The 14,969-nt window shown below is 67.4% G+C and carries 19 protein-coding genes; 5 read left to right on the top strand and 14 right to left on the bottom strand.

Going from position 1 to position 14,969, the window contains the following annotated elements:
* The first annotated feature begins 77 nt into the window (after window positions 1-77).
* Both BW41_RS07145 and BW41_RS07140 read left to right on the top strand, forming a co-directional pair.
* A complete protein-coding gene (locus BW41_RS07145) occupies window positions 78-341 on the top strand; it encodes a hypothetical protein (RefSeq protein ID WP_037532936.1) in 264 nt (87 codons plus the stop codon).
* Window positions 342-527: 186 nt separating this feature from the next.
* Complete coding sequence (locus BW41_RS07140) at window positions 528-1,262, top strand: hypothetical protein (protein WP_037532933.1); 735 nt, start codon at window positions 528-530, stop codon at window positions 1,260-1,262.
* Window positions 1,263-1,613: 351 nt separating this feature from the next.
* Here the strand turns inward: BW41_RS07140 and queE are convergent, their stop codons facing one another.
* The 8 genes from queE to BW41_RS07100 all read right to left on the bottom strand — a co-directional run bounded on the left by queE (window position 1,614) and on the right by BW41_RS07100 (window position 8,467).
* Complete coding sequence (gene queE, locus BW41_RS07135; protein ID WP_037532932.1) at window positions 1,614-2,246, bottom strand: 7-carboxy-7-deazaguanine synthase; 633 nt, start codon at window positions 2,244-2,246, stop codon at window positions 1,614-1,616.
* Between the two features lie 4 nt (window positions 2,247-2,250).
* Window positions 2,251-2,940 (bottom strand): 7-cyano-7-deazaguanine synthase QueC, encoded by a 690-nt coding sequence (queC, locus tag BW41_RS07130; protein ID WP_152542170.1) that lies wholly within the window; start codon window positions 2,938-2,940, stop codon window positions 2,251-2,253.
* A gap of 178 nt (window positions 2,941-3,118) precedes the next feature.
* Window positions 3,119-4,027 carry an Hsp33 family molecular chaperone HslO gene (gene hslO, locus BW41_RS07125; protein WP_037532923.1) on the bottom strand — a complete coding sequence of 303 codons (909 nt, stop codon included), beginning with the start codon at window positions 4,025-4,027 and terminating at the stop codon, window positions 3,119-3,121.
* 68 nt (window positions 4,028-4,095) lie between these two features.
* Window positions 4,096-5,013, bottom strand: a complete 918-nt coding sequence (argF, locus tag BW41_RS07120) for an ornithine carbamoyltransferase (protein WP_037532921.1) — start codon at window positions 5,011-5,013, stop codon at window positions 4,096-4,098.
* A gap of 43 nt (window positions 5,014-5,056) precedes the next feature.
* A complete protein-coding gene (locus BW41_RS07115) occupies window positions 5,057-6,253 on the bottom strand; it encodes an aspartate aminotransferase family protein (protein ID WP_037532919.1) in 1,197 nt (398 codons plus the stop codon).
* A 112-nt stretch (window positions 6,254-6,365) separates the two neighbouring features.
* Complete coding sequence (locus BW41_RS07110) at window positions 6,366-7,019, bottom strand: sigma-70 family RNA polymerase sigma factor (RefSeq protein WP_037532917.1); 654 nt, start codon at window positions 7,017-7,019, stop codon at window positions 6,366-6,368.
* A gap of 94 nt (window positions 7,020-7,113) precedes the next feature.
* Window positions 7,114-7,251 carry a hypothetical protein gene (locus BW41_RS21510; protein WP_037533272.1) on the bottom strand — a complete coding sequence of 46 codons (138 nt, stop codon included), beginning with the start codon at window positions 7,249-7,251 and terminating at the stop codon, window positions 7,114-7,116.
* 406 nt (window positions 7,252-7,657) lie between these two features.
* Window positions 7,658-8,467: a response regulator gene (locus tag BW41_RS07100; protein ID WP_037532915.1), complete on the bottom strand. Its 810-nt coding sequence runs from the start codon at window positions 8,465-8,467 to the stop codon at window positions 7,658-7,660.
* 267 nt (window positions 8,468-8,734) lie between these two features.
* Between BW41_RS07100 and BW41_RS21755 the strand changes: the two genes are divergently transcribed.
* The 3 genes from BW41_RS21755 to BW41_RS07090 all read left to right on the top strand — a co-directional run bounded on the left by BW41_RS21755 (window position 8,735) and on the right by BW41_RS07090 (window position 10,916).
* The gene (locus BW41_RS21755) at window positions 8,735-8,902 is read left to right on the top strand and encodes a NepR family anti-sigma factor (RefSeq protein ID WP_161773120.1); all 168 of its coding nucleotides are present in this window, start codon (window positions 8,735-8,737) and stop codon (window positions 8,900-8,902) included.
* A gap of 53 nt (window positions 8,903-8,955) precedes the next feature.
* The gene (locus BW41_RS07095; protein WP_037532913.1) at window positions 8,956-10,503 is read left to right on the top strand and encodes a sensor histidine kinase; all 1,548 of its coding nucleotides are present in this window, start codon (window positions 8,956-8,958) and stop codon (window positions 10,501-10,503) included.
* A gap of 278 nt (window positions 10,504-10,781) precedes the next feature.
* Window positions 10,782-10,916 carry an entericidin A/B family lipoprotein gene (locus tag BW41_RS07090; RefSeq protein ID WP_037532911.1) on the top strand — a complete coding sequence of 45 codons (135 nt, stop codon included), beginning with the start codon at window positions 10,782-10,784 and terminating at the stop codon, window positions 10,914-10,916.
* A gap of 90 nt (window positions 10,917-11,006) precedes the next feature.
* Here BW41_RS07090 and tatC read toward each other — a convergent pair whose 3' ends face one another.
* The 6 genes from tatC to nagZ are packed head-to-tail and all read right to left on the bottom strand — an operon-like array spanning window position 11,007 to window position 14,817.
* Window positions 11,007-11,792 carry a twin-arginine translocase subunit TatC gene (gene tatC / locus BW41_RS07085; RefSeq protein WP_037532909.1) on the bottom strand — a complete coding sequence of 262 codons (786 nt, stop codon included), beginning with the start codon at window positions 11,790-11,792 and terminating at the stop codon, window positions 11,007-11,009.
* Entirely contained in the window at window positions 11,789-12,208 is a 420-nt protein-coding gene (gene tatB, locus BW41_RS07080; protein WP_037532906.1) for a Sec-independent protein translocase protein TatB, read from the bottom strand. The genes tatC and tatB overlap by 4 nt, the downstream gene beginning before the upstream one ends.
* Before the next feature lie 26 nt (window positions 12,209-12,234).
* On the bottom strand, window positions 12,235-12,474 hold the full coding sequence (locus BW41_RS07075) for a twin-arginine translocase TatA/TatE family subunit (protein WP_037532905.1): 240 nt from the start codon (window positions 12,472-12,474) through the stop codon (window positions 12,235-12,237).
* Between the two features lie 27 nt (window positions 12,475-12,501).
* Window positions 12,502-13,080: an SMC-Scp complex subunit ScpB gene (scpB, locus tag BW41_RS07070; protein WP_037532903.1), complete on the bottom strand. Its 579-nt coding sequence runs from the start codon at window positions 13,078-13,080 to the stop codon at window positions 12,502-12,504.
* Window positions 13,077-13,805, bottom strand: coding sequence for a segregation and condensation protein A (locus BW41_RS07065; protein ID WP_037532901.1), 729 nt, complete (start codon window positions 13,803-13,805; stop codon window positions 13,077-13,079). The genes scpB and BW41_RS07065 overlap by 4 nt, the downstream gene beginning before the upstream one ends.
* Window positions 13,806-13,815: 10 nt before the next feature.
* Entirely contained in the window at window positions 13,816-14,817 is a 1,002-nt protein-coding gene (nagZ, locus tag BW41_RS07060; RefSeq protein ID WP_037532899.1) for a beta-N-acetylhexosaminidase, read from the bottom strand.
* Between the last annotated feature and the right edge of the window lie 152 nt (window positions 14,818-14,969).

Genomic DNA, 14,969 nt, shown 5'->3' with positions numbered 1-14,969 from the left:
TATGCGATTAATGTCCACTGCGATTTGGGTATTAAAGGGCCAGCAAGCCGTCCAAATCCTATTCTAGGGAGCTTCCAATGCGTGCACTCATCTCCAAGGTCCTGACCGGCTCGCTGATCGCCGGCGCCGCTCTCGCGGTTTCGGCGTGTGGCCCGAAGACCGAGACGACCACCGACAACACGATGGTCACCGACATGAACACCACCGACGACATGGGCACCATGAGCGACAACATGACCGCCGTTGACGGTGCGTCGAACGGTGGCATGATGGCCAACGACACGATGATGTCGAACGACACCATGATGTCGAACGACACCATGACCACGAACGCGATGTAATCTCCCCTTCGGGATATTACGTACGTGAAACGGCCGTCCGGGCAACCGGGCGGCTTTTTCTTTGGCTTCGGCGCCGGAGCGCAGTTCATCGGATTTTATGCTGTCCGCCTTCGATCGGGGATTGGGTCTTCGCCCAAAAGCGTCTAGAATCGCGACACATTACCCCCTCGGTGAGGATGACGAGAGATGACTGTGTTGCGTATCGCGCTGGCGCTTGGCGGCGCCGCGGTCGGTTTGGTGGCGGCCGCGCCCGCCTCGGCCCAATTCTTCTTGCGCTCACACGATTTCCGCGGCGAAACCGTCAAGGGTCATGAGGACGGGCTCGGCCAGGTGCTGCCCGGCGCGAACGAGGCCGAACTGCGCGCCGCCATGGCTTGGAACGTCCGCGCCGGGCTCAACGTCGCCGCCCTGCAATGCCAGTTCGAGCCGACGCTGCTCACCGTGCCCAACTACAATGCGGTGCTCAAGGACCACGAGGCCGAGCTCAAGACCTCGTTCGACACGCTCACCAAATATTTCACGCGGATCAACAAGACGCCCAAGGCCGGCCAGGCCGCGCTCGACCAGTTCGGCACGCGCACCTATTCGGGCTATGCCACGGTCGCCGCGCAATACGGCTTCTGCCAGACGGCGAGCGCGATCGGCCGCGACGCGACCTTCGTGCCGCGCGGCAGCTTCGGCGACTTCGCGATGGATCACGTCCGCGAACTGCGCAACAGCCTGACCCCCTATGGCGAGCAGCAGTTCACGCGCTACCTGGGCCGCGATTATGCCTCGCAGCCGCGGCTGGATGCGATCTGCTGGAACAAGAAGGGCGAGTGGGTCACCAAGAAGTGCGGCGCGTTCAACTGGCCGCCCGCCGCGCCGGCGACCGCGACCGCCGCTGCCGATGTATCGGCGACGCAGACCGCGCAGCGGTGATCGACGGGCGCCGCGGGGGTTTCTTCGCGGCGCCGGTTGACTGTCGTGCACCGCTCCGGCGCGGGCTTCGGGGCGGTCACCGAACCTAGACCGGGATCGAGCGCAGCCGGCGATCGAATATTACGTGTGACAGCGGTTTAGCCGGGCCACTGGATTGCCGCCCATGCGACACCCCTGCGAACGTCCCGCCCTCGCCCATCACGCGCCATCACCCCAAACTGGGTCCGGGGCCCACCGTGCCACGAAATGATCGGCTGAAACCCCTGCGGAACCGTCGATGCCGGAACGGGCCCGGCATGGAGGGTGTTTTGCAGAGGCCTCGCCCCTAAGTGGGCACCAGCCCCGCTCGGCCTAGCGCAGCCCCAGAAGCTTGTGCGTCTGGAGCGACAGCCGCCACTGCGGCCGCGCCATCACCACGGCGATCGCCGCTTCGATATTCGCCGCCCCGCGCGCATCGTCCATCGGCTGCAACAGGCGGTGGGTGAAGTCCCAGGCCTCGACCGCGTCGATGTCGCTGCCGGGCTGCGGCCAGACCAGCTTGAGCTCGTCGCCCGAGCGCTGCACGACGTGACTGCCCGCCTTGGGGCTGACGCAGACCCAGTCGATCCCGGGATGCACGGCCAGCGTGCCGTTGGTCTCAATCGCGATGCGGAAGCCCGCGGCATGGAGCGCCTCGACCAGCGCATCGTCGACCTGCAACATCGGCTCGCCGCCGGTCAGCACGACGAAACGGTCGCCCTGCCCCGCGCCCCAAAAGCCGATCACCGCCGCGACGAGCGCATCGGCATCGGCGAACTTGCCGCCGCCGAGCCCGTCGACGCCGACGAAATCGGTATCGCAGAAGCGGCAGACCGCGCTCGCCCGGTCCTGCTCGCGTCCGCTCCACAGGTTGCAGCCGGCAAAGCGCACGAACACCGCACGCCGCCCGGCGTTGACGCCCTCGCCCTGCAGGGTGAGGAACATTTCCTTGACCGCATAGGACATCGGATCAGGGCCGGACGGCGTAGACCGTCGGGTCGGCGATACCGGCCTCCTCGAAGCCCTTGGCGCGCAGCCGGCAGCTGTCGCAATCGCCGCAATGCACGCCGCCCGGTGCGGGATCGTAGCACGACCAGCTCAACCCCATGTCGACGCCCAGTCGGGTGCCCTCGCGGACGATATCCGCCTTGGTCATATGCTGGAGCGGCGCGTGGATCTTGAACGGCTCGCCCTCGACCCCCGCCTTGGTGGCGATCTCCGCCAGGCCTTCGAAGGCGGCGATGAATTCGGGGCGGCAATCGGGATAGCCGGAATAATCGAGCGCGTTGACGCCGATGAACAGGTCGCGCGATCCCGCCGCCTCGGCCCAGCCGAGCGCGAGGCTGAGGAAGATCGTGTTGCGCGCCGGCACGTAGGTGACGGGGATGCCCTCGCCGACGCCGTCCTTCGGCACGGCGATATCGTCGGTCAGCGCCGAGCCGCCGAAGGCCGACAGATCGAGCGGCAGCACGATATGCCGTTCCGCGCCAAGCGTCGCGGCGACACGGCGCGCGGCGGCGAGTTCGACCCGGTGACGCTGGTTATAATCAACCGACAGCGCGAGCAGGCGATAGCCCGCCTCGCGCGCGCTGGCGGCGGAGATCATCGAATCGAGCCCGCCCGAGACGAGCACGACGGCCAGAGGGGCCTCGTTGGACATGGTCATGATCTCCGCGGCGCTAGGCCAAAGCGGAGCAAAAGAAAAGGGCCGCGGATCAGGCGGCCCTTTTGAAGGAGAGGGACGCGACCAGCATCCCCAAGGAGAAAAGCGTACCGGTAGAAACTGGTACACCCCGTCATTAGGCCGCCCGCCCTAAAAAGAGATTAACGCCGCGGCGTCAGGCGACCGGGTCCGCCTCGGCGGGCACCGGGAATTTGACCGCGCAGAAGGCGCAATCGACGTGGATCAGGCCATTCTCATCGGCCATCTCGCGCCGCTCCTCCGGCGAGAATTTGGCGATGACGCTGGCGATATAGTCCCCGTTGCAGCGGCAGCCGCGCGACAGCGGGGTCGCGGCGAGAACGCGCACGTCGGGTTCCTCGTTGAACAATCGCCAGATCAGCGTTTCGAGCGACAGCGACGGATCGGCAAGTTCGTCGGCGCCCATCGTCTGCCCGAGCGCCTCGACATGCTCCCATTCGGGATGATCGAGCCGCGTGTGCAACCGCTCGCGGCCGACCTCGCCCTCGGGCAGATGCTGGAGGAACAGACCGCCGGCGACCGTGCGCCCTTCCCCGTCGCGACCGATGCCGACGCGGACGAGGCTGGGGATCTGCTCCGACTGGACGAAATAGCTCTGCGCCGCCTCGGCCAGCGTCTCGCCGTCGAGCGGGACGATGCCCTGATAGCGTTCGCCGGTGGCGGCGAGATCGAAGGTGATCGCCAGATAGCCCTGACCGAACAGGGCGAACAAGGTCGGCTGTTCCGGCGCGGCCGCGAGCCGATCGGCGTCGTAATCGATATAGCCGCGCACCTCGCCGCCGCGATAGTCGCAGACCATCAACTGCACGACGCCCTGTTCGGTGCGCGTCTGCATCGTCAGCTGCGCGGTCGGGTCCTTGAGCGTCGAGCCGATCAGCGCGACCAAGGTCAGCGCCTCGGCGAGCAAGGCCTCGATCGCCGGCGGATAGGTGTGCGCGGCAAGCACCGCGTCGAGCGCCGGCCCGAGCCGCACGATCCGTCCGCGCGCCGAGCGGGAGGGAATCGCGAAACCGAGCGCGCGATCGATATCATGGGGTTGTTGCATAAGCGGAAAATGGGGGGTCGATGCGGATCGGTCAACCGCGGGCACTGGCCTGCCCCGCCCCCGCCGCGTCAGCCGATCTGGCCGAACACCCAGCGCAGCACCGCCTTCTGGGCATGGAGGCGATTGCCCGCTTCCTGCCAGATCAGCGACTGCGGACCGTCGATCACCGCGTCGACCACCTCCTCGCCGCGATGCGCGGGGAGGCAGTGGAGGAAGCGCGCATCGGGCTTGGCGCGCGCCATCAGCGCTTCGTCGACCTGATAGGGCATCATCGCCGCGAGTTTGGTTTCGGCATGCGCCTGGCCCATCGAAATCCAGGTGTCGGTGACGATCACGTCCGCGCCCTCCACCGCCTCCTGCGGCGAGGCGACGACGCGCGCGCGGCCCTGTCCCAAGGCGACATCCGCCTCGCTCGGCATGAAGCCCTGCGGACAGGCGGCGACGACGTCGAACTGCATCAGCCCCGCCGCCTCGATCAGCGAGGCGAGCACGTTATTGCCGTCGCCGAGCCACGCCATCTTGAGCCCGGGCAGCGCTTTGCCGTCTTCCAGGATGGTCTGGAGATCGGCCATGATCTGGCACGGATGCGATTGATCGGTGAGGCCGTTGATCACCGGCACGGTCGCATGCCGCGCCATGTCCTCGATCTTGGCATGATCGTCGGTGCGGATCATGATCGCGTCGACATAGCCCGACAAGACGCGTGCCGTATCGGCGATGCTCTCGCCGCGGCCGAGCTGCATCGATCCCGCATCCATGACGATCGAGCTGCCGCCAAGCTGGCGGATCGCCATGTCGAAGCTGACGCGGGTCCGGGTCGAATTCTTCTCGAAGATCATCGCCAGCACATGGCCGGCGAGCGGCGCGTCGGCATCGGCCCGTCCCTTGGGAAAGCCGGCGCGTGCCGCCTTGCGGTCGATCGCCTCGGCGAGCATCGCGGCGACGCCATCGGCCCCGGCGGCGGTGAGGTTGAGGAAATGGCGCATATCGGTCCTTCCGTCCCTCTCCGGCGGCGGAGAGGGGATCGTCTCAATCGTCGCTGGCGGGGACGAACACCCGCGCGGCGGCGCTCAACTTGTCGATACATTCGCTGACGTGCGCATCCTCGATCACCAGCGGCGGCAGCATGCGGACGACATTCTCGCCAGCCGCGACCAGCAACAGCCCGTGATTGTCGCGGGCATGCGCGACGAACTCGCGCGGCTCGACCCCGGCCTTGAGCTTGAGGCCGAGCATCAGCCCCTTGCCGCGCACGCTGTCGAAGATCTCGTCGTGATTGGGGATCATCTGCTCGAGCGCGCCGCGCAGCCGCTCGCCCATCGTCTCGACCCGGGCGAGGAAACCGTCGGCGAGCATGACGTCGAGCACCGCCTGCCCCGCCGCCATCGCGAGCGGGTTGCCGCCATAGGTCGAGCCGTGCGTACCGATCACCATGCCGCTCGCCGCCTTTTCGGTGGCGAGGCAGGCGCCGAGCGGGAAGCCGCCGCCGATGCCCTTGGCGACCGACATGATGTCCGGCTCGATGCCGTAATGCTCATAGGCCCACATCTTGCCGGTGCGCCCGTAGCCGCATTGCACCTCGTCGAGGATCAGCAGCAGACCATGCTCGTCGCACGCCTTGCGCAGCCCGGTGATGAACTCGGGTGTGCCGACCGAGACACCGCCCTCGCCCTGGATCGTCTCGACCATGAAGCCGGCGGTGGTGTCGTCGATCAGCGCCAGCGCGGCGTCGAGATCGTTGAACGGCGCATAAGCGAAGCCGGGCAGCAGCGGTTCGAAGCCGTCGCGCATCTTCGGCTGGTTGGTCGCCGAGATCGCGCCCATCGTCCGGCCGTGGAAGGCGTTGTTGAAGGTGATGATCGTCGTACGCTGCGGATTGCCTGCGGCATAATGATAGCGGCGCGCGGTCTTGATCGCGCATTCCACCGCCTCGGTGCCCGAATTGGTGAAGAACACCGTGTCGGCGAAGCTGTTCGCGACGATCCGCTCGGCGAGCGCCTCGCCCTGCGGCGAGCCGTAGAGATTGCTGACGTGCATCAGTGTCGCCGCCTGTTCGGCGATCGCCTTGACGAGATGCGGATGGCCGTGGCCGAGCGCATTGACCGCGATGCCTGCCGCCATGTCGAGATAGCGGCTGCCGTCCTCGCTGATCAGATAGCAGCCTTCGCCGCGGACCGGACGCACCCCGCACCGTGGGTAGACGGGCATCAGCGGGGTCATGGTCACGGGACGTCTCCTGTCTCTCGAAACGAGAAAGGGCGGCCCTTGCACGGACCGCCCGATTTCGTCTTACCGGTGGCGACCGGGCCGGGTCAACACCCGCCCGACGCGCGCATCGTCAATGACCGCGGCTGAGTTCGTCGACCTCACCCATGATCGTATCGAGCGCGGTCTTGTTGACGTCGGTCTCATGCTCGCGACGCGACGGCAGCGAGCCTTCGCTGAGGATCGCCTCCAGCGCGACGCGACCGCGCGCGACTCGGCTCTTGATCGTGCCGACCGCGACCTGACAGATTTCCGCCGCTTCCTCATAGGCGAAGCCGCCGGCGCCGACGAGGATCAGCGCCTCGCGCTGCGGCTGCGGCAGATGGAGCAGCGCGCGCTGCATATCGCCCAGTTCGACATGGCGGTCCTGGCTGGCCGGCGCGGCGAGGATGCGGTCGGCGACGAGATCGTCCCACTCGCCCTTGAAACGCGCACGCCGCATCTGCGACAGGTAGAGATTGCGCAGGATGATGAAGGTCCAGGCACGCATATTGGTGCCGGCCTGGAACCGCTGCCGCGCCGCCCAGGCCTTGAGCAATGTTTCCTGCACCAGATCGTCGGCGAGATCACGGCTGCCCGACAGCGAACGGCCGAACGCGCGCAGGTGCGGAATCACCTGGGCGAGCTGTTTCTTGAACTCCGGATCAGACAGCGCGACATGTTCCACCGGCGCCACGGGTGCGTCGTCGTCTTCGTAATCATCGGTACGCGTAGCGGGCTGGGTCATGCAATTCCGTTCAAAGCCGGGGACATCATCGCCGCCTCGAGGGGCAAGATAAGGGTCCGCGCCGGCAAATGCCAGTGAGACGGGGTGAGCCGTTTTACCGCAAGATAAGAAAGGCGAAGATCACGATGATCAGGACGAGCGAGATCGCCAGGACGTAGCGGGTAACCCCCGGCGTCGACCCCGCCCGCGCTTCGGTTTTGGAGACGTGGATGGGTTCATCGGGATCAGCCATGAACGTCAAACACATGACATCCGTTTTGGGTCCGAAACTTTCTGCGGCGACGGCCTGCCGGCGCTCCCGCCAAATCTGGACGCCTGCGAAAAGCTCGACGTCACCCCAGACGAGCCGTCACTCCGGATCTGGTCCGAGGTCCACCGCGTCGCACAACCAAAGGCTTATGCTCCTGCGGAACCGTGGATGCCGGAACGGGCTCGGCATGACGGAGGGCGTTGCGTAGAGGTATCGCCGAGGCGGAAGCCAGGCCCTCCGCCCACCGCCTGCCGTCGTTCGGCTTGACCACCGTATTTCCGCCTGCGCGCGAATACGGGTCCTGAGGGCGGCACCCTTTGCAGAGATCTCGTCTGCGAAGAAGCACACGTGGACGGAGCAAAGCCCCGACCACGCGCACCTCCAATTGTCAGACGGCCGCCTGCGGCACCGTCGCTTCGTCGAAGAACAGCGCCTGGCTGATCGCCGCCTTCACCGTCGAACGCTGGAACGGCTTGGTGATCAGGAAGGTCGGCTCGGGCCGTTCGCCGGTGAGCAGACGCTCCGGGAACGCGGTGATGAAGATCACCGGCACTTCGAATTCGGCGAGGATGTCCTTGACCGCGTCGATCCCCGAACTGTCGTCGGCGAGCTGGATGTCGGCGAGCACCAGACCCGGGCGATCCTCCATCGCCAGCGCCACCGCCTCGTCGCGGGTGACGGCGACGCCGGTGACTTCGTGACCGAGATCGCGGACGATCGTCTCGATGTCCATCGCGATGATCGGCTCATCCTCGATGATGAGCACGCGCGCGCGCGTCTGCTTCTCGATCTCGGCGAGCGCTTCCGACACGAGCGATTCGACTTCGCTGGTATCGACCTCGATCAGATAGGCGGCATCCTCGGGCGTGAAACCTTCCATCGCGGTGAGCAGCAGCGCCTGACGCGACAGCGGAGTCATCCGCGCGAGGCGCGCGCGGGCGACCGCTTCGGTGCCCTCGGCATCGCTCTGCGAGGTCTGCTCCTCACCATCGGAATTGGCCGAGGCCCAGATGCCCTGGAACATGCGGTACAGGCCGAGCCGCGGATCGACGTCGCGGGGAAACTGGTCCGGCGCCGCGACGATCGCTTCGAGCGTGGCGCGGACATATTTGTCGCCCTGCTGCTGGCTGCCGGTCAGGGCCCGGCCATAGCGCCGCAGGAAGGGAAGGTGCGGTGCGAGTTGCTGTCCAAGCGACATGGGTGGTGATCACTCCCTGAAGATTTGCCCGAGGGGGCTGAGAATCGAGCGGACGCCTGATCTGTGCGGGCGGCGACCGCTTTGCAACGCTGTTTGTCGAAGAGCCCGGCGGCTACGGTGGCCGCCTGGAAAATTCGCGCTATGATGGAACTAACGAAGGCGAATTTGGTTTCATCGCCGTTCGAATGGGTCCGTCGCAGCCGCGAGGGCCGTGTTCATCCGTAATGCGTCGATTGCCCGGCTTCAGCGGGCCACCAGGGGGACAGGTTGGAATTGCCCAGCGACAAGGACAAGAAAACGTCGTCCAAAAAGTCTCCTGCGAAGGTCCAGAGCAAGGATCGTGATATGGGCGCGGCGCTTCGCTCCGCCTATCAGCGGACGATTGACGAAAGCGTTCCGGACGAGATGCTCGACCTGCTGAACAAGCTCGCCTAACAGCGGGCATGGCCACCTCGCACGCCGCCGCCTCCACCACACGACGCGCGGCGATGGCCCCGGTGTCGGCGCTGTCGCGCTTCCCGACCGGCGCCAAGCTGTTCGTCATGCTCAGCGTCGCGCTGCTGCTGCTCGCGCTCATCGCAATCGGCGCCACCTTGCAGACCGGGCGGACCGCGGACGCGGAGGCGCGCGCACGACTGCGCATCGCCGCAAATGAAAGCGCTCGCAGCATTGCGATCGAGCTGATCGGCGACATGACCGCGTTGCGCGTCGCGGTGAATGCCTTGGAAGCCGATGCGGGGGATGCGCCGAGCTGCGCCCGTGCGCAGGGCGTGTTCGCGCAACAGGCGACGACCGGCACGCGCTTTTCGATCATTGACCGGCGCGGCCGGCTGTTGTGCGGCGAGGCTTTCCATTCCGACGTGCCGATCGACACCAGCACCGCGGTCGGCGCGGCGATCGTCCCCGATCAGGGCCTGATCCTGTCGGTCGCCGGGCCGCGTCGCGGGCCGAGCGCGCGCGTCTTCTTCCCGCGTGCCTTCCTCACGCGCCTCGCCACCCCGACCAGCCGGGCGGTGCCGCTCGCCAGCGCGCTGGTTCACGACGACACGACGCTCGAACTCGCCGCCATTCCGGACCTCGGCCCGCTCGACCGGCTCGATACGGTCGAGACCGATCTCGGCCTCGGCGGACTGACGTTGCGGACCAGCACCCGCAGCGCGCCGATCACCTCGTCCTTCCTCGTCGCGCTGATGCTGCCGCTGTTGATGTGGGCGGCAGCCGCGGGCCTGTCGTGGTTCATCGTCGACCGGCTGCTGATCCGTCCGCTGCGGCTGCTGCGCGCGAGCGTCGCCGCCTATACGCCCGGCGAGGTGATCGATCCCGGCAAGCTCGGGCCGCTCCCCGCGCAGGAGATCCGCGAGCTCGGCGACACCTTCCGCGCGATCAGCCGCACCGTCGCGCTGCACGAGGCGGGGCTCGCCGAAGCGGTGGTGCGGCAGACCAAGCTGACGCGTGAGGTGCATCATCGCGTCAAGAACAACCTGCAGGTCATCTCCAGCCTGATCAACTTCCACGCGCGCGGCGCGCCCAGCGCGGATGCGACCGCGGCCTATGCCTCGATCCAGCGCCGCGTCGATGCGCTGGCGGTGGTGCACCGCAATCATTTCGCCGAGATGGAAGACAATCGCGGGCTCAACCTGCGCGCGGTGATCGGCGAACTCGCCTCCAACATCCGCGCCACCGCGCCGGAGGGTGCGTCGAGCCTGTCGATCGCGCTCGACGTCGACCCCTATCTGGTCAATCAGGACGTCGCGGTCGCGGTCGCCTTCCTCGTCACCGAGACGATCGAACTGGCGATGAATTGTGACCGGGCGGCGCAGATCCGCGTTGCCGTCAAGCCGGGCGACGATACGCAAAAGGCCAAGCTCCGGGTGGTCAGCCGCGCCTTCGTCGCCAGCGAGGCGCTCGAAACGCTGCTCTCGACCCGCTACGGCCGCGTGATCGAAGGGCTGTCGCGGCAGCTGCGCGCGCCGCTGCATCACGATCCGATGACCGGCGCCTATGAGATCGCGATCGCCGTCCTGGGACGCGACTGAGAGCGGACGAAAATAATCGTCCGACCGTGCGATTTATTGCGGAACCAAGCCCGCGGGTCAGGGTTGAGCAGTACGGATCGCGACTTTATGCCCCCCCGCTTTCGCGATCCACGACATAGGCCCGAAAGCGCTCCCCCTCCCCCCCCCCCCGGTGATCGCTTTCGGGCCTTATCCTTTTCTACCCAACGCCGCTGTTTGTTGCCGCCATCGGTTCCGCGTCCGGAACGAATGGCGCGTCCGATCATTCGAGCTAGCGGTATTCATGCCCAGGAGGTTTTATGCGTAAGGTTCTCGGAATGGTGGTGGTCGCGGGTGCGCTGATGGTCAGCGCCTGCAACACGGTCGAAGGCGTCGGCAAGGACGTCAAGTCGGCCGGCAGCACCGTCGCGAAGACTGCCGACGACGCCAAGTAAGCAAAACCCGTTTGGGTGAACGAGCCCCCGTCGGTCATCCGGCGGGGGCTTTTTCGTGGCTGCGATCGGCGGCGCGCGACGCGCCCGCCGTCAGACCTCGACGATGTCGGTGCCCGCCTCGCGCGCGCGTTTGCGCTCGGTGAACCAGATGCCGATGATCGCGATCTCGTAGAGCAGGATCAGCGGCACGGCGAGCAGCACCTGGCTCATCAGATCCGGCGGGGTGAGCACCGCGGCGACCGCGGTCGCGCCGACGATCGCGTAGCGGCGCGCGCCAATCAGCTGCTTGCGGGTGACGATGCCGGCACGTTCGAGCAGCATCAGCAGCACCGGCAGCAGGAAGGCGATGCCGAAGGCGAAGAGGAACTGCATGACGATCGACAAGTAATTGCCGATCGCCGGCAGCGCCTGCTGATGCACGCCGCCGACATCGCCCTGGAAGCCGAGCAGGAAATGCAACGCCATCGGGATCGCCATATAATAAGCGAGCGCCGCGCCGCAGATGAACAGCACCGGGGTCGCCAGCAGGAACGGTAGCAGCGCCCGCCGCTCCTTGCGGTAGAGACCCGGCGCGACGAACTGCCAGAGCTGGTTGGCGATCACCGGGAAGGAGATCATCACCGCGGCGAAAAAGGCGACCTTGAGCTTGACGAGGAACGCCTCGAACAGCTGCGTGTAGATCACCGTCTTCTGCCCGGCGTGGAGCAGCGGCTGGACGAGGAAGCCGAAGATGTCCTCGGCGAACCAATAGCTCACCCCGAAGGCGACGACGATCGCGGCGATGCAATAGAGCAGCCGCCGGCGCAGTTCGATGAGATGGTCGAGCAGCGGCGCGCGGCTGGCGTCGATCTCGTCTTCGACGATCGGATCGCTCATGACGGCGTCACGTCGGTCGGCGGCGTCGAGAGATGCGGCGCCGGCCGCGGCTCGGCGGCAGGCACAACGACGGGCTTTTCGACCATCACCGGCGCATCATGCTCCTGATGGTCGGGCGCGGCGTGATCCGGCAGCGGCGTCGCCGGCTCCGCGGCGGCCGCGGATTCCGCGTCGGAGGTGGCGGGATGCTCGGCCATGATCCGCGCATTCTCCGCCGCCCAGCGCTTCTCCATCTCTTCCAGCTCGGCCTCGCGCACCATATTGTCGAAACCCTGGCGAAAGCTGCGCGACACACCGCGCGCCTTGCCGACCCAATAGCCGACGACGCGCATCGCCTTGGGCAGGTCCTTGGGGCCGATCACCACCAGCGCCACGATGGCGACCAGCAGGAACTCGCTCGAATCGATGTTGAACATCGGATGCGGTCAGGGGATCGCGGGATTTAGCGGTCGTCGCGGACGCGCTCGCCGTCACGATCGAACGCCGGCTCGGCGGCCTTCTGCGCCTCGATCCGCGGCGCCGGCTTGGCAGGACCGTCGCCGTCTTCCTCAGCCATGCCCTTCTTGAAGTTCTTCACGCCCTTGGCGACATCGCCCATCAGGTTGGAGAAGCGGCCACCGCCGAGCAGCAGGATCGCGACGACGGCGAGGACGAGCAGATGGATCGGGCTGAAGCTGCCCATGGCGTATCTCCTAGAATGTCCCCTTATCTAATCGCTATCCGCCGCCTTTGCCACCTCCAATGCTTCCTCGAGCGCGAGGTCGACGGGATCGAGCAAGCCGGCGGCGCGCAGATCGTCGATCCCGGGCAGATCGCGGCGGCTGGAGAGGCCGAAATGGGTGAGGAAGTCGGGCGTCGTCGCATAGAGCAGCGGCCGGCCGGGCAGTTCGCGCCGCCCCGCCGGGCGTACCCAGCCGGTCTCCATCAGCACGTCGAGCGTCCCTTTGGCGGTGGCGACGCCGCGGATCGCCTCTATCTCGGCGCGGGTGACGGGCTCGTGATAAGCGATGATCGCCAGCACCTCGATGCCGGCCCGGCTCAGCCGTCGCACCTCGTCGCGGTCGCGGCGGAGGAGATGGGCGAGGTCCGCCGCCGTCTCGAAATGCCAGCGCTCGCCCCGCCGCACCAGGGCGATGCCGCGCCCGGCATAATCGCGTTCGAGCTGTGCCAATGCGGCACGGACGTCGACGCCGCCGACATAGGCGCGGATCGAATCGACCGACAGCGGCTCGGCCGCGGCGAACAGCAGCGCCTCGACCGCGCGCACCGCATCGTCGGGCGGGGTCATCGCACCGCGCGGAGCAGGAGCGGCGCGAACGGCGCCTGCTGGCGCAATTCGACCCGTCCCTGTTTGGCGAGTTCGAGCGCGGCGAGGAAGGACGAGGCGAGCGCCGACTTGCGCAGCCGCCCCGACCCGTCGGGCAAAAAGCTCTCCAGCGTCGCCCAGTCGAGCGTCATCCCGACCAGCCGCGCGACCCGCGCCAGCGCCGCTTCGAGCGTCATCACCTCACGATCGGCGACGACGTGCATCACCGGCCGGGTCCGCGCGCTCACCCGGCCATAAGCGGCGATGAGGTCATAGATCTCCGCCCGCCATTGCGCATGGCGGATCGTGCGCAGCCCCTCCGGCGCGGCGCGCGGGAAGACGTCGCGGCCGAGCCGATCGCGCGCCATCAGCCGCGCCCCCGCCTCGCGCATCGCGGCCAAGCGTTCGAGACGCAGTTGCAGGCGCAGCGCGAGTTCCTCGGGATCGGGCTCCTCGTCGTCGGCGACGCGCGGCAGCAACAGCGCCGACTTGAGGTAGGCGAGCCACGCCGCCATCACCAGATAATCGGCGGCGACCTCGAGTTGCAGCGTCTGCCGCTGCCGGATGAAGGCGAGATATTGCTCGACCAGCGCGAGAATCGACAGCTTGCGCAGATCGACCTTTTGCGCGCGGGCGAGCGACAGCAGCAGGTCGAGCGGCCCTTCCCATCCCTCCAGATCGAGCGTGAGTTGCTCGGGCTCCGCCATCGCCGCCGGATCAGACCAGGGCGAGGAAGGCGTCGCGGCGCGCGATCAGCTCGGCGAAATCACCCTGGCCCGGCGTCACGCTCGCCATCGCGCGGTCGAGGCGGCGACGCGCGGCGTCGGTGATCTCGGGCAGACGGTCGGCGATCGCGACCATCTCGTCCATCCGCGCCCAGCAGTCGAGCACGAGGTCGCAGCCCGCGGCGATCGACGCCGCCGCCTTGTCGCCGGCGCTGCCCGACAGCGCCTTCATGTCGATATCGTCGGTCATCAGCAGCCCGTCGAAGCCGATCGCGCCGCGGATCACCTGCTCGATCACCACCGGCGACAGCGTCGCGGGACGCTCGCGGTCCCACGCCTCGAACACGATGTGCGAGGTCATTCCCATCGGCGCGTCGGCGAGGGTGCGAAACGGTTCGAGGTCGATCTCCAACTCGTCGGCGCTGGCGGTGACGGTGGGCAGCAGATGATGGCTGTCGACCCGCGCGCGACCATGACCGGGCATATGTTTGACGACGCCGACGATTCCGGCCGCGGCCAGCCCCTCAAGCATCGCGCGGCCGAGCGCGGCGACCGGCATCGGGGCGCTGCCATAGGCGCGGCAGGCGATCGCCTCAGTCGTGTCGGACTGCGCGACGTCGAGCAACGGCGCGCAATCGACGGTGATGCCGACCTCGGCCAGCATCAGCCCGAGCGCCTCGCCATTGGTGCGCATCGCCTGGATCGCCGACATCGGCGCGACCTCATAGAGCGCGGCGAAGGCGGGTCCGGCGGGGAAGGCGGGCCAGTGCGGCGGCCCCATCCGCGCGACCCGTCCGCCCTCCTGATCGATCAGGATCGGCAGATCGTCCCGCCCGGCGAGCGCCCGCAGCGAATCGGTCAGCGCGCGCAACTGGGCGCGATCCTCGATGTTGCGCTTGAACAGGATATAGCCGGCGGGCGCCGCCGCGGCGAAGAAGGCGCGCTCGTCGGGGGTGAGAACCGGACCGGCGAGACCGAAGATGACGGGCTTCATCGTCGCTGGTTAGCGCGCGCAGGCGGAAGAAGCGAGTGGGGGTTCGGGGGAGCGGCGCGACGCCCCTGCCCCACTCGACCGTAAATCGCGACGGCAGCGAGCCGGCCGGCGGGATCGGAGGAGGGCCGTCCCGACCACCACACCACCCCGGC

Source organism: Sphingomonas sp. RIT328 (assembly GCF_000632225.1).
Classification (GTDB): domain Bacteria; phylum Pseudomonadota; class Alphaproteobacteria; order Sphingomonadales; family Sphingomonadaceae; genus Sphingomonas; species Sphingomonas kyungheensis.
This window is presented reverse-complemented; position numbering and strand designations above follow the sequence as displayed.

Coding starts and splice junctions, on each gene's coding strand:
- BW41_RS07145 (WP_037532936.1), top strand. CDS start 78: ATGCGTGCACTCATCTCCAAGGTCCTGACCGGCTCGCTGATCGCCGGC.
- BW41_RS07140 (WP_037532933.1), top strand. CDS start 528: ATGACTGTGTTGCGTATCGCGCTGGCGCTTGGCGGCGCCGCGGTCGGT.
- queE (WP_037532932.1), bottom strand. CDS start 2,246: ATGTCCTATGCGGTCAAGGAAATGTTCCTCACCCTGCAGGGCGAGGGC.
- queC (WP_152542170.1), bottom strand. CDS start 2,940: ATGTCCAACGAGGCCCCTCTGGCCGTCGTGCTCGTCTCGGGCGGGCTC.
- hslO (WP_037532923.1), bottom strand. CDS start 4,027: ATGCAACAACCCCATGATATCGATCGCGCGCTCGGTTTCGCGATTCCC.
- argF (WP_037532921.1), bottom strand. CDS start 5,013: ATGCGCCATTTCCTCAACCTCACCGCCGCCGGGGCCGATGGCGTCGCC.
- BW41_RS07110 (WP_037532917.1), bottom strand. CDS start 7,019: ATGACCCAGCCCGCTACGCGTACCGATGATTACGAAGACGACGACGCA.
- BW41_RS21510 (WP_037533272.1), bottom strand. CDS start 7,251: ATGGCTGATCCCGATGAACCCATCCACGTCTCCAAAACCGAAGCGCGG.
- BW41_RS07100 (WP_037532915.1), bottom strand. CDS start 8,467: ATGTCGCTTGGACAGCAACTCGCACCGCACCTTCCCTTCCTGCGGCGC.
- BW41_RS07095 (WP_037532913.1), top strand. CDS start 8,956: ATGGCCCCGGTGTCGGCGCTGTCGCGCTTCCCGACCGGCGCCAAGCTG.
- BW41_RS07090 (WP_037532911.1), top strand. CDS start 10,782: ATGCGTAAGGTTCTCGGAATGGTGGTGGTCGCGGGTGCGCTGATGGTC.
- tatC (WP_037532909.1), bottom strand. CDS start 11,792: ATGAGCGATCCGATCGTCGAAGACGAGATCGACGCCAGCCGCGCGCCG.
- tatB (WP_037532906.1), bottom strand. CDS start 12,208: ATGTTCAACATCGATTCGAGCGAGTTCCTGCTGGTCGCCATCGTGGCG.
- BW41_RS07075 (WP_037532905.1), bottom strand. CDS start 12,474: ATGGGCAGCTTCAGCCCGATCCATCTGCTCGTCCTCGCCGTCGTCGCG.
- scpB (WP_037532903.1), bottom strand. CDS start 13,080: ATGACCCCGCCCGACGATGCGGTGCGCGCGGTCGAGGCGCTGCTGTTC.
- BW41_RS07065 (WP_037532901.1), bottom strand. CDS start 13,805: ATGGCGGAGCCCGAGCAACTCACGCTCGATCTGGAGGGATGGGAAGGG.
- nagZ (WP_037532899.1), bottom strand. CDS start 14,817: ATGAAGCCCGTCATCTTCGGTCTCGCCGGTCCGGTTCTCACCCCCGAC.